Origin of the sequence: Micromonospora sp. KC213 (assembly GCF_004348325.1) — a bacterium.
Classification (GTDB): domain Bacteria; phylum Actinomycetota; class Actinomycetes; order Mycobacteriales; family Micromonosporaceae; genus Micromonospora.
Window position 1 is genome coordinate 1 of sequence record NZ_SMKF01000166.1, and the last position, 12,933, is coordinate 12,933.

Genomic DNA, 12,933 nt, shown 5'->3' on the forward strand with positions numbered 1-12,933 from the left:
GCCCTCTCCGCCCGCCTGGCCGAGCCCCCCATCACCCTCACCTGACTGCCCGCCGCACCCCGAACCCGCCTCGCCTCGCCTCGCCAGCGGCGGTGGTGCGGCCGGCGGCCGCCAGGGAGCATCATCCACTCCGGCTGCGCCACATTGGGCCGATCCGCAGCGCGGAAGCAGTCGGATGGCGCAATCGAAGCTGATCAAGTGCCGGGACTCACCTACCTGGCGCGAGCGAAGATCAGGCTAGGTCGGATGGGCGGTCGTCGTAGGCTCGGCGGGGTCCGCAGACGTCGGACAGGGCACAACGCTTCGTGGACCCATCGGAGATCGACCGGACGGTGACCGTCCCGCTCGGCGGGTGGCGGGACACCACCTTCCCCAGGCCGTCGGGGGTCTCCACCCGTTGACCGCTCGCCGGATAGTCGCTGCTCGCGGCATACAGCGGATGCTCGTACTTCAGGCAGCACATCAACCGGCCGCAGGCACCGGAGATCCGCAGCGGATTGAGCGGCAGGTCCTGGTCCTTCGCCATCCGGATGGTCACCGGCTCGAAGTCGTTGAGAAACGTCGCGCAGCACAGGTCCCGGCCACACGAGCCGATGCCGCCCTGCACCCGCGCCGAGTCCCGGGCGGAGAGCTGCCGCAACTCGACCCGACACCGCAGGGTCGCGCCCAGGTCGCGGACCAGCGACCGGAAATCCACCCGGTGCGGCGCGGTGAAGTAGACGGTGGACCGTTCGCCGGCGTCATCGGCGGCCAACACGTGGTCGACCGCCACCACCTTCATGGGCAGCCCGTGCTCCCGGATCAGCCGCTTTGCCGCCACCTTCGCCTCGGCCTTGCGCCGGCGCAGCAGCTCGTCGCGGCGCAGGTCGTCCTCCTGGGCCAGGCCGGCCAACTTCGGGAAGCCGTCGGTGTCCTCCGAGACCCACTGCGCGGCCCAGACGCACTCCGCCACCTCGGGCCCGTCGTCGGTGGGCACCAGCACCCGGTCGCCGACCTGTGGACGGAACTCGCCCGGATCCAGGTAGTAGAGGCGCCCGTACCGGTTGAAGCTGACCGCACAGAGCATGCCCATGCGTTCCACCCTACGACGCCGGACCGGTGCGACACGATGCCGCGCACGCGGACGGCACGGACTCAGCGACCCAACCGCAGGGTGCCGTCGTACTGGATGGCGGCACCGGGTGACCCGCGCCACGTCGACTCCGTCAGGCTCGGCGACCACTGGCGCAGCAGCGTCTCCGCCCCGTCGTACGCCACCCCGAGCACCGCCAGCACCCGGGCGGCGATCTCCGCCGCCGCGTGGATGCCCACGCCGGGTGCCGCGCCCGGGGCGGTGCCGGCGTGCACGCGGACCGCCTCGGCGGAGCCCACCACCTCGGCCAACACCCGGGCCACCGCGAGCCGGCTCCCCTCCACCCACTGCGCCAGGGCGTCGGCGTACCCCGCCGTCGACTCCAGCCGCCCGACCAGGCTCTCCGGCCCCTCGTCGAGGTGACGCAGCAGCGCCACCCGGGCCTCGTCGTACGCCGACGCGGCCGGACCGGACCACAGCGCCCGGTCGGTCAGGGCGGCGCAGGCCTCGTCGTACCGGGGCACCAGGCGGCGCACCGCGTGCCCGGCGGTCGCCAGCGGCGCCGGGTGCAGGTCGAGAAAGGCGCGCAACGCGTCGCCCGGCAGCACCTGCATGCGGCGCAGCAGCGGCCACAGTCGGTGCCCCTCGGGAGCGCCGGCGGCCAGTAGCTGGTCGACCCGGGTCAGCAGGCCCAGGCCGGGCTCGGCGAGACGGTCCAGGGCGTCCATCAGACCTCCCCGCGCAGCCGCCGCAGCGCCGCGTCGTCGGCTGCCGCGTACCGGTCGGCGGCGCTGCGCAGGGCGGCGGCAGCGGCGGCCAGCCGGGCCGCGGCGGCCTCCGCCTCGCGGGCCCGGTCGCCGGTCGCGGCGGTCCACTGCCGGTGCAGGGCCCGGCCAATCTCGCCGGGGCGGCCCGGCGCGTCCGCGCCGAACGCCGGATGCGCCGGATCGGCGGCGGTCACCGTGCGGGAGAGCAGGGCCAGTGAGGCACTCGCCTCGTCCAGCCGGGCGGCGAGGGCGCGCAGCGGCTCCACCTCAGGCCCCCGCCAGCGGCCGGTACGCGGCGAAGGTCTCGTTGTGCAGTTTCTCCCGGGCCCAGAGCGCCGCATCGGCGGCGGCGGTCACGGCGGCCCGCACCGATGCGGCGATCTCCCGGGGGTGGCGGTGGTGCAGCGGGCCGAGAAAACGCACGTCGGTGATCCGACCGTTGGCGGTCACCACCACCTCGACCAGCCCGTCCGGCGAGCGGACGGTCACCTCGACGGTGTCGACCGCCTGGTCGAACTCGGCCTGCAGGGACTCGATGCGGCGGTAGCGGCGCACCGCCTCCTCGATCCACGCCTCGTCGATCTCGCGCGGCATCGGTTCTCCCCCCGCCGACCTCACCCAGCGTGCCACCGCCGTCACCACGGCACACCGGACCGTACCGCACGCCGACGACACGTGTCGATGCCGAAAGGGAGGATCCGTCACCCCTTCCAGAGGGAGAGCATCATCGCCTCCACCGCGATCCGCGGCTTGACGTTGGCCTCGATCGCCGCCCGGCACTCCAGCACCGCTTCCAACCGGCGCAGGGCGCCCTCGGCGTCCCACTTCCGGGCACCGGCCTCGGCCATCTCGGCGGTGTCAATGTGCACCGGGGCCACCGGTGCACGCAACGCCATGGCGAGCGCGTCGCGGTAGAAGCCGGCCAGGTCGACCAGCGCCCGGTCGAGAGCGTCGCGCTGGGCCCGGGTGGCCCGCGACTTCTGCCGCTTCTCCAGGTCCTTGAGCTGCCCGGCGGCACCACGCATGGCACCGGCCGCGCCGCGCCCGGTGCCGCCCGCGCCGAGCGCGGTCTGCAGCGCGGCCCGCTCGGCCGCGTCGGCTTCCGCGACCGACGCCTCTGCCTCCGCCTCGGCCGCCTCGATCAGCGCGGATGCGGCGTCCAGCGCCGCGCCGACGCCGGTGAGCCGGCGCGGCACCGCCAGCACGGCGTCCCGGCGCTTGCGGGCCTCCGGGTCGCGGGCCAACCGCCGGGCCCGCCCGACGTGCCCCTGGGCCGCGGCGGCGGCCCAGGCGGCCACGTCCGGCGCGACGCCGTCCCGGCCGACCAACACCTCGGCCACCGCCACCGGCGGCGGCTGCCGCAGGGGTACGACCCGGCAGCGCGACCGGATGGTCACCGACACGTCGTCCGGGTGGGTGGACGGGGCGCAGAGCAGGAAGACGGTTCGCGGTGGCGGCTCCTCGATCGCCTTGAGCAGCGCGTTGCCGGCCGCCTCGGTGAGCCGGTCCGCGTCCTCGATGATGACGATCTGCCAGCGGCCACCGGACGGCGTGCTGGCCGCCCGGAGCACCAGCGCCCGCATCTCGTTCACCCCGATGGAAAGACCTTCGGGCACCACCAGCCGGACATCGGCGTGGGTGCCGGTCATCGTGGTGTGGCAGCCGGGGCAGCGACCGCAGCCGGTGCCGTGCGCACACTGGAGGGCGGCGGCGAAGGCCCGGGCGGCCACCGAGCGGCCGGAGCCGGGCGGGCCGGTGAAGATCCAGGCGTGGGTCATCGCCCCGCCCGGATCGGCGGGCGCCTCCCCGGCGACCTCCTCGACCAGGGCGTCGAGGGCGTCCGGCTTCCCGGTGGACGGCGCGGCGTGGGCCGCACGCAGCACGGCGGCGGCCGACGCGGCGGCGCGACGCAGTGTCTCGACCGCCTCGTCCTGGCCGACCAGGTCGGCGAAGACGTCCGGCATCAGGTCCGATGCTCCATCGTCACCAGCTCCGTGTCGGATAACTCGGGCTGCACCGAGGTGTCCGGGCCGTGCGCCGGGCGCGGGTGCACGATGCCGGCCGGGTCGACCAGGAACTCCTCCACCCGGCGGGCCACCAGGGCGGCGATCTCCTCGACCGGGCGGGTGGCGTCCAGCACCAGGTAGCGCTTCGGGTCGGCGGCCGCCAGGTCGAGGAAGGCGTACCGGACCCGCTCGTGGAAGGCGAGCGACTCGGCCTCCAACCGGTCGGGGCCCTGGTTGCGGGCGGTCACCCGGGAGCGGCCGGTACGCGGGTCCACGTCGAGGAGCACCACCAGGTCCGGCTTGAGCCCGCCGGTGGCCCAGGAGGAGAGCCAGGAGACCTCCTCGACCGGGAGCGTCCGGCCGGCCCCCTGGTACGCCAGCGACGAGTCGACGTACCGGTCGCTGATCACGATCGCGCCCCGGACCAGCGCCGGTCGGACCACGGTGGCCACGTGGTGGGCGCGGTCGGCGGCGTAGAGCAGCGCCTCGGCGCGCGGGGAGGGCGCCTGGTCACCGGAGTGTTCCAGCAGCAGGGTGCGGATCCGCCCACCCATCGCGGTGGCCCCCGGCTCGCGGGTGACCACGACCTCCCGCCCCCGGTCGCGCAGCCGCGCGGCGAGCGCCTCCAACTGGGTGGACTTGCCGGCGCCCTCGCCCCCCTCGAAGACCACGAAGAGGCCGTTGGAGACGAACGACTCGGCCGGCATCAGCGGGCGACCCCGGATCGAGCCCCACAGGTCGGCCAGGACCGGTACGCCCTTCTTGTCGTCCATCTGGCCGAATGCGCTGATCCCGGCGAAGATGCCGGCGACCCCGGCGGCCAGGAGCAGTACCCGGGTGGAGGAGATCGAGATCTGCGCACCGGCGAGGTCGAGGGTGTGCGACCCGCCGATGCCGGCGAGCAGGCCGCCCAGGGCGATGGCGAGGATCAGCACCAGCCGGGTGCCGATCTGCACCACCGCGAAGACCCGGCCGCGCATCTCGTCGGCGATCTCGCCGCCGAGCAGCGTGACCCCGGAGAGGAAGGCCATACCGGCACCGGCGCCCACCAGGATCGCCCCGACGATGGCCATGGAGAGGTGGATGGCGAAGGCGAGGGTCATCACCGACGCGCTGGCCAGCACGATGCTCATCCCGAACCAGCGGCGGCGGGACAGGTCCCGGACGATCATCGGACCGAGGCCGATGCCGACCCCGAGACCGATGAATATCGCCCCGAAGAGCAGGAAGAAGGCGGCGTCACCGGCGTTCAGCGAGGTGGTGAAGAACTGGGCCGTGCCGATCACGATGCCGCCGCCGGCGAACGCGCCGAGGATGCCGAGCACCAGCCCGCGTACCAGCGGGGTCTGGCCGATGAACTTCCAGCCCTCGGTGAACTGGCGCAGCATGGTCTGCTCGTCGCGTTCCTGACCGCCGGCCCTCGCCTGGCTGATCTCCCGGATACCGAACACCACCACCAGCGCGGTGGCCAGCCGGGAGAACGCGTTGACCCAGAGCGCGAGGTCCGCCGGTTCGGCCCAGGCGGGCATCTCGCCACCGGTGATGGTCCGGACGCTGCGGTCGAGCACCGCGGCGACGACCGCCGCGAGGACCGGGGTGAGGCCGTACGTGGTGATCAGGGTGAGCTGGTTGGCCGCCTCCAGCCGGGCGCGGGGGATCAGGTTGGGAACCGCGGCCTCCTTGGCCGGGATCCAGAGCAGGGTGACCGACTCGATCAGGAAGGTGGCGATCGCCGCCCAACCGACCACCACGGCCCCGCTCGCGCCGAGCAGGGCGACCAGCGGGATCGAGGCGAAGAGCAGGAAGCGCAGGATGTCGCAGATGACCATCGTCCAGCGCCGGTCGAAGCGGTCGGCGAGGACGCCCGCCACCGGGCCGAGCAGCAGCGCCGGCAGCAGCCGGACGGCGATCACGCCGCCGAAGGCCGCGCCCTTGGCCGTGCTCCCCGACACCTGGGAGGCGGCGAAGACAGAGGTGGCGAGCAGGCCGAACCAGTCGCCGAAGGAGGCGGCGCCGAGCACGATCCAGAGCCGCCGGAACGGGCGGATGCGCAGCACCGAGCGGATCGCGGCGTAGCCGGACAGGTCGGCCGGCGGAGCAGGCTGCGCGGCGGGGCCGGTCTGCGCGGCGGTCTGCCCGCCGTCGGCGTGCGGGGCGGACGGCCCGGCGTGGCCGGGTCGTGGCGGAGACTGCCCGGTGCCGTCGGCTTGCGGGGATGACGGCGACACGCCGGACGACTCGCCGTGCTGCTGGCTTTCGATGGCCGTACCTCCACGTGCCGGCCCAACGCTGGGCGGTCCCGGTGCAACACTCTAGTCCCGGTGGGAGCCCTTCCCACCGTGACATTCTCCTGCTCGCCGAGCCTAGGCCGCCGACCCCAACCCCCGCAGCCGGCATACATGAGCTGGTTTCGTATTTCTCCTCCGGACAGTTAGCGTGCATCCGTGGCCATCGACAGCGACACCCTGCGCGAGCGCCTCGACCGGGCGACCGCCCACCTCGACCCGCCGTACGCCGTGGTCGACCTCACCGCGTTCGACGCCAACGCGAACGCGCTGGTCGGCCGGGCCGGCGGCAAGCCGGTCCGCGCCGCCAGCAAATCGATCCGGACCCGTGCGCTGATCGCCCGGGCGCTGCGCGGACCGGGCTGGGCCGGGGTGCTGGCGTTCACGCTGCCCGAGGCGATCTGGCTGGTCCGCACGGGTGTCACCGACGACGCCCTGGTTGCCTACCCGACGGCCGACCGGGGGGCGCTCGCCGAACTGGCCGCCGACCCGGCGCTCGCCGCGGCTGTCACCCTGATGGTCGACGCGACCGACCAACTCGACCTGATCGACGCGGTGTGCGCCCCCGGCCGCCGCCCCGAACTGCGGGTCTGCCTCGACCTGGACGCCTCTTGGCGACCGCTGGGCGGGCGGGTGCACGTCGGGGTACGCCGCTCGCCGGTGCACAGCGCCCGGGCCGCCGGCCGGCTCGCCGCCGCCGTCGCCCGCCGGCCGGGCTTCCGACTGGTCGGGCTGATGTCGTACGAGGCACAGATCGCCGGACTCGGGGACGCCCCGCCCGGCCGGGTGGTCCTGGGCGCGGCGATCCGGCTCGTCCAGCGCGGGTCGTACCGGGAACTGCTGGCCCGCCGGGGCGCGGCGGTGGCCGCGGTACGCGAACACGCCGATCTGGAGTTCGTCAACGGTGGCGGCACCGGCAGCCTGGTCGCCACCAGCGCCGATCCCGCGGTCACCGAGGTCACCGCCGGATCCGGCCTGTACGGGCCGACGCTGTTCGACGCGTACCGCGCCTGGCGGCCGGCCCCGGCGACGTTCTTCGCCTGCGCGGTGGTCCGTCGGCCGGCACCCGGCCTGGTCACCGTGCTCGGCGGCGGTTGGACCGCCTCCGGCCCGGCCGAACGCAGCCGGCTGCCGCGCCCCTGGCTGCCGGCCGGGCTGTCGCTGGTGGGCACCGAGGGCGCGGGCGAGGTGCAGACACCGCTGAGCGGACCGGGTACGGCCGGCCTGCGCGTCGGCGACCGGGTCTGGTTCCGGCACGCCAAGGCCGGGGAGCTCTGCGAGCACGTCAACGACGTGCACCTGGTCGCCGGGGACGAGGTGGTCGACACGGTGCCGACGTACCGGGGCGAGGGCCACGCCTTCCTCTGAACCGCGCCCGTCCGACGGGTGCCTGTGCACCCTGCCTCCGGCGCGGCGGCGACTGGTCGCTCGCCGCGCCGGTCAGCCGGTGCCCGGCGTCAGGCCTGCGCCGCCGACTCGGGCTCGGTCGTAGCCTCGACGTGACGGTGCAGGTACTCGCGAATCAGCGCCTTGGCCTCGGCCAGCACCCGCTCGTCCCCCTCCGGCTTGCGACGGAACGCCAGCTTGATCAGGGCGTCCGCGGCCTCGACGGCGATCTCCAGACAGAACCGCAGCCGCGGCTCGTCGACCATCCCGAACCGCTCGGTGAGCACCCGGGCCAACTGGTCGGCGATCACGCCGTTGTTGTCCCGCTGCTCGTCGAGCAGGTGCAGGTCGACCACGTCGCCGAAGTGCAGGGTACGGAACCCGGGGACGGTGCGGTGCATCGTGATGTACTCGTCGATGCCGGCGTCGACGCCGTCCCACCAGTGGGTCAGGTCGTCCGAGGCGAACCGCTCGTCGAGCCGTTGCAGGTAGGACTCCATGGTCCGCAGGGTCAGCGCCTGCACGATGGCCCGCTTGTCCGGAAAGAACTGGTAGACCGACCCGATCGCCACCTCGGCCCGCTCCGCGAGCAGCGTGGTGGTCAGCCCCTCGTACCCCACTTCGTCGACGAGTTCGGCACAGGCGTCCAGCATCCGCTGGACCCGCGCGACACTTCGACCCTGCACCGGAACGCGGCGCAGCGGTCCGGTCGTGGCGGCTGGTGAGGACACTCGGCGCCACCCCCCTTCGACGGAAGAACATATCTGCATGTCACGTGTTCGTGACTACCGGTACAACGAGCGGATCTCGATTACGGTATTTACCAGGCACAACGTTCCTGATATGAAGTCAGTTCACATTCATGTCGAGGAGCGCGGATGGCCGGCACCACCACCTGGTCCAACTGGGCCGGAAACCAGCACAGCCTCGCCCCCGCCATCCTCCGCCCGGACACGATCGACGGTGTCACCGAGGCCGTCCGGGACGCCGCCGCGGCCGGCGAACGGATCAAGGTGGTGGGTAGTGGACACTCATTCACCCCGATCGCGGTACCCGACGGGCGGCTGCTCGAACTGACCGCGCTCGAGACCGACGTACGGGTGGACCTCACCACCCGGCTGGTCACCGTACCCGCCGGGATGACCCTGCGTACGCTCAACGCCCTGCTCACCGGGCACGGCCTCGCCCTGCCCAACCTCGGCGACATCGACGCCCAGACCATCGCCGGCGCGATCTCCACCGGCACCCACGGCACCGGCGCGGCGTACGGCTGCCTCGCCACCTTCGTCGAGGCACTGACCCTGGTCACCGGCACCGGCGAGGTGCTGCGCTGCTCGGCCGTCGAACACCCCGACGTCTTCGCCGCCGCCCGGGTCGGGCTGGGTGCGCTCGGCGTACTGGTCGAGGTGACCCTGCGCTGCGTCGACGCCTTCGTGCTGCGCGCCCACGAGCGCCCCGGGCGGTTGGACGACGTCCTGGCCGCCCTGCCGGCGCTCGTCGACCGACACGACCACGTCGAGTTCTTCTGGTTCCCGTACACCGACCGGGTGCAGGTCAAGACCAACGACCGGGTGCCCGCCGACGACCGGCCACTGCCGCGCTGGCGTGGCTGGCTCGACGACGACTTCCTCGCCAACACCGTCTTCGGCGGGCTCTGCCGACTCGGTCGCGCCCTTCCCCCGGTGGTGCCGACGATCAGCGCCGTCTCCGCCCGGGCCCTCGGCGAACGCAGCTACACCGGCCGCTCCGACGCGGTCTTCTGCTCCCCGCGCCGCACCCGGTTCGTGGAGATGGAGTACGGCATCCCGCGCGCCGCCCTACCCACCGCGCTGGCGGAGTTGCGCCGCATCGTCGACAAGCTGCCGTTCAAGGTGCTCTTCCCGGTCGAGGTGCGGTTCACCGCCGCCGACGACATCTGGCTGTCGCACGGGTACGGGAGAGACTCGGCGTATCTCGCCCTGCACCAGTACATCGGCACGCCGCACGAGCCGTACTTCCGGGCGTTCGAGGAGGTGGCGACCGAACTGGGCGGCCGCCCGCACTGGGGCAAGCTGCACTGGCGCGACGCCGCCTCGCTCGCGCCCGCGTACCCGAAGTGGCCGGACTTCCAGACCCTCCGCGCCCACCTCGACCCGCACCACCTCTTCACCAACCCCCACCTCAGCCACATCCTCGGCTGACGACCCCATCGATCTCGGAAGCGCACGGCCCCGGCGGGGCCATGTCCTTGCAAGATCTGAAGCGGTGCCTCAGTCGGTGGTGGTGGTGGCCTTCTTCGCGGGGGTGGCCTTCTTCGCTGCGGTTCTCTTCGCGGCCGTCGCCTTCTTGGCCGTGGCCTTCGTCCCCGTGGCCTTCGACGCAGCCTTCGTCGCTGTCGCCGCCTTCTTCGTCGCCGTGGCCTTCTTCGTCGCCTTCTTCGGGGCCGGGCCCTTCGCCCGCTTCTCCGCCAGCATCTCCGACGCCTCTTCGAGAGTCAGCGCCTCCGGCGTCTGCCCGCGCCGCAGCGACGCGTTCGTCTCCCCGTCGGTGACGTACGGGCCGAACCGGCCGTCCTTGATGACCAGCGGCTTCTCCGTGAGCGGGTCGTTGCCCATCTCGCGCAGTGGCGGCGCGGCGGCCCGGCGCTGGCGGGTCTTCGGCGCGGCCAGCAGGGCCAACGCCTCCTCCAGCGTGACGGTGAACATCTTCTCTTCCGAGTCCAGCGAGCGGAACTCGTCGCCGCGCTTGACGTACGGGCCGTAGCGGCCGTGGTTGGCGAAGACCTCCGCGCCCTCCGGGTCCACCCCCACCAGGCGGGGCAGGCTGAGCAGCCTGAGTGCCTCGTCGAAGGTGATCGAGTCTGGCGACTGGGAGCGCAGCAGCGAGGACTTCCGCTCGCCGCTGGCCACGTACGGACCGAACCGGCCGGACTTGAGCAGGATCGGCTCCCCCGTGGCCGGGTCGTCACCCAGTTTGCGTTCGCCCCCGCCGCCGAGGAACAACTCGTGCACCTTCTGCGGGGTCAGCTCGTCCGGTGCCAGCCCTTCGGGGATCGGCGCCCGGTCGCCCGGGGCGCCGCTCTCCTCGCCCTCCGCGGCCGGCGCGGGCTGCTCGCCCGGCACCGCCCGTTGCAGGTACGGCCCGTAGCGGCCCACCCGGACGAGGACCTCGCGCCCCTCGTCGTCGGTGAAGAGCGGGATGGAGTTGACGCTGCGCGCGTCGATTTCGCTGAGGTTCTCGGTGACCAGCTTCTTCAGCCCACCGGCGTGGGCGATGGCCTGGTCACCGGTGCCGTTGGCGCTGCCGAAGTAGAAGGAGGTGAGAAAGTCGACCGCCGCGTGGTCACCGCCGGCGATCTCGTCCAGCTCGTTCTCCATGCTGGCGGTGAAGTCGTAGTCGATCAGGCGCGGGTAGTGCCGCTCCATCAGCCCGATCACCGCGAAGGCGAGGAAGGACGGGATCATCGCCTGGCCGCGCTTGAAAACGTACCCGCGGTCCTGGATGGTCTGCATGATCGACGCGTACGTCGACGGCCGGCCGATGCCCAGCTCTTCGAGGGCCTTGACCAGCGACGCCTCGGTGTAGCGCGGCGGTGGCTGGGTGTGGTGTCCCTGGGCGGCCAACTCGTCGGCGGTGAGCGGCTGGTCCTTCACCAGGTTGGGCAGCCGGCGCTCGGCGTCCTCGGCCTCGGCGTTCTCGTCGTCGCTGGACTCGACGTACGCCCGCAGGAATCCCGGGTCGGTGATGGTCTTGCCGGTCGCGCCGAAGTCGGCCTCCTCCTGGGCGGCGCTGACCGCCCGGATGCGCACCGACACGCTGGAACCGACCGCGTCGGTCATCTGCGAGGCGATGGTGCGCCGCCAGATCAGCTCGTAGAGCTTGAACTCCTCGGCCGACAGCTCCTTGGCCACCTCGCCGGGGGTGCGGAAGTTGTCCCCCGCCGGGCGGATCGCCTCGTGCGCCTCCTGGGCGTTCTTCACCTTGCCGGTGTAGCGGCGCGGCTCCGGCGGCACGCTGCGCTCGCCGTACAGCTCGACGATCTGCCGGCGGGCCGCCGCGATGGCGGTCTCCGACAGGTTCACCGAGTCGGTACGCATATAGGTGATGTAGCCGTTCTCGTAGAGCCGCTGCGCGGTACGCATCGTCTGCTGGGACGAGAACCGCAGCTTGCGGGCCGCCTCCTGTTGCAGGGTGGAGGTGATGAACGGCGCGTACGGGCGGCGGCGGTAGGGCTTCTCCTCGACCCGGGTGACGGTGAACGGCCGCCCGTCGAGGCGGGCCGCCAGCCCGCGTGCCCCGCTCTCGTCCAGGTGGACGACTCCGGCGCCCGGCTTCACCCGACCCGTGGTGGGTTCGAAGTCCTTACCGGTGGCGATCCGGTCACCGTTCAGCGCGACCAGGGTGGCGTGGAAGGTGCGTGGCCCCTCGCCGGCCTGCTCGACCGCCAGGGTGGCGAGGATGTCCCAGTACTCGGCGGTGCGGAACGCCATCCGCTGCCGCTCCCGCTCGACCACGATCCGGGTCGCCACGGACTGCACCCGGCCCGCCGAGAGTTTCGGCATGACCTTCTTCCACAGCACCGGGGAGACCTCGTAGCCGTAGAGGCGGTCGAGGATGCGCCGGGCCTCCTGGGCGTCGACCAGATCCCGGTCGATCTCGCGCGGGTTGGCCACCGCCGCCTGGATCGCCGGCTTGGTGATCTCGTGGAAGACCATTCGCTTGACCGGCACCTTGGGCTTGAGCGTCTCCACCAGGTGCCAGGCGATCGCCTCGCCCTCGCGGTCCTCGTCCGTCGCCAGGAGGATCTCGTCGACCTCCTTGGCCAGCTTCACCAGCTTGCTGATCTGCTGCTTGCGGTCGGCGGAGACCACGTAGAGGGCGTGGAAGCCGTTGTCGACGTCCACCCCGAGCCGGGCCCACGGCTCACCCTTGTACTTCGCCGGCACGTCCGCGGCGTTACGCGGCAGGTCGCGGACGTGACCGAAGCTGGCCTCCACGACGTACCCCGGGCCGAGGTAGCCCGAGATCGTCTTGGCCTTCGCCGGTGACTCGACGATGACCAGACGGGTGGTTCCAGCGTTGCTCGGCACGTCTCTCCCCGACCTCACTCCTAGTCCATGCCCGCTTCGGGCCGCCCTGCTTCATGCCCGCTTCGGGCCGCGCTGTACCCACCGGACCGCCGGTGGTCCGGATGTCCAACGTAACGCGCCGCCCGGGTTGCGGGTTTCGGGGGCGGCAGTCAGCCCCTCGCGACGTACGTGGCCTGTGCCGCGCGGGGTGCACGGGCCGGACGGCGTCACCGTACACCGTGGGTAGGGCCGAAGGCGGACCACTGTGACGATGACGGACTGTCGGCCGAGGTACACCGAGCCGTTCTACCGCCGACGCCGCCGCCGAGCTGTCCCTGACCGGACAGCCCGCGCCCCTTGACCCCGGCC

Annotated in this window: 10 protein-coding genes; 2 read left to right on the top strand and 8 right to left on the bottom strand. The window is 72.8% G+C overall.

The genetic code is table 11. The features are described 5' to 3' along the window. Window positions 1-232: 232 nt before the first annotated feature. From ricT to tmk, 6 genes are all read right to left on the bottom strand, one after another. Window positions 233-1,072, bottom strand: a complete 840-nt coding sequence (ricT, locus tag E1166_RS24890) for a regulatory iron-sulfur-containing complex subunit RicT (RefSeq protein ID WP_132265190.1) — start codon at window positions 1,070-1,072, stop codon at window positions 233-235. 62 nt (window positions 1,073-1,134) lie between these two features. Continuing rightward, window positions 1,135-1,800, bottom strand: coding sequence for a hypothetical protein (locus E1166_RS24895; RefSeq protein ID WP_132342372.1), 666 nt, complete (start codon window positions 1,798-1,800; stop codon window positions 1,135-1,137). Then, entirely contained in the window at window positions 1,800-2,105 is a 306-nt protein-coding gene (locus E1166_RS24900) for a hypothetical protein (protein ID WP_132342373.1), read from the bottom strand. The genes E1166_RS24895 and E1166_RS24900 overlap by 1 nt, the downstream gene beginning before the upstream one ends. Before the next feature lies 1 nt (window position 2,106). Next, a complete protein-coding gene (locus E1166_RS24905; RefSeq protein ID WP_132342374.1) occupies window positions 2,107-2,433 on the bottom strand; it encodes a YbaB/EbfC family nucleoid-associated protein in 327 nt (108 codons plus the stop codon). Window positions 2,434-2,540: 107 nt separating this feature from the next. Continuing rightward, window positions 2,541-3,803, bottom strand: a complete 1,263-nt coding sequence (locus E1166_RS24910; protein WP_132342375.1) for a DNA polymerase III subunit delta' — start codon at window positions 3,801-3,803, stop codon at window positions 2,541-2,543. Next, entirely contained in the window at window positions 3,803-5,902 is a 2,100-nt protein-coding gene (tmk, locus tag E1166_RS24915; protein WP_132342379.1) for a dTMP kinase, read from the bottom strand. The genes E1166_RS24910 and tmk overlap by 1 nt, the downstream gene beginning before the upstream one ends. Before the next feature lie 387 nt (window positions 5,903-6,289). Between tmk and E1166_RS24920 the strand changes: the two genes are divergently transcribed. Then, a complete protein-coding gene (locus E1166_RS24920; RefSeq protein WP_132342376.1) occupies window positions 6,290-7,498 on the top strand; it encodes an amino acid deaminase/aldolase in 1,209 nt (402 codons plus the stop codon). An 89-nt stretch (window positions 7,499-7,587) separates the two neighbouring features. Here the strand turns inward: E1166_RS24920 and E1166_RS24925 are convergent, their stop codons facing one another. Further along, the gene (locus E1166_RS24925) at window positions 7,588-8,169 is read right to left on the bottom strand and encodes a TetR family transcriptional regulator (RefSeq protein ID WP_132265205.1); all 582 of its coding nucleotides are present in this window, start codon (window positions 8,167-8,169) and stop codon (window positions 7,588-7,590) included. Window positions 8,170-8,394: 225 nt separating this feature from the next. On the opposite strand from E1166_RS24925, the gene E1166_RS24930 reads away from it, so the two are divergent. After that, on the top strand, window positions 8,395-9,696 hold the full coding sequence (locus tag E1166_RS24930; protein WP_132342377.1) for a D-arabinono-1,4-lactone oxidase: 1,302 nt from the start codon (window positions 8,395-8,397) through the stop codon (window positions 9,694-9,696). A gap of 69 nt (window positions 9,697-9,765) precedes the next feature. On the opposite strand, the gene topA is transcribed toward E1166_RS24930, so the two are convergent. Continuing rightward, window positions 9,766-12,585 (bottom strand): type I DNA topoisomerase, encoded by a 2,820-nt coding sequence (gene topA / locus E1166_RS24935; protein ID WP_132342378.1) that lies wholly within the window; start codon window positions 12,583-12,585, stop codon window positions 9,766-9,768. Between the last annotated feature and the right edge of the window lie 348 nt (window positions 12,586-12,933).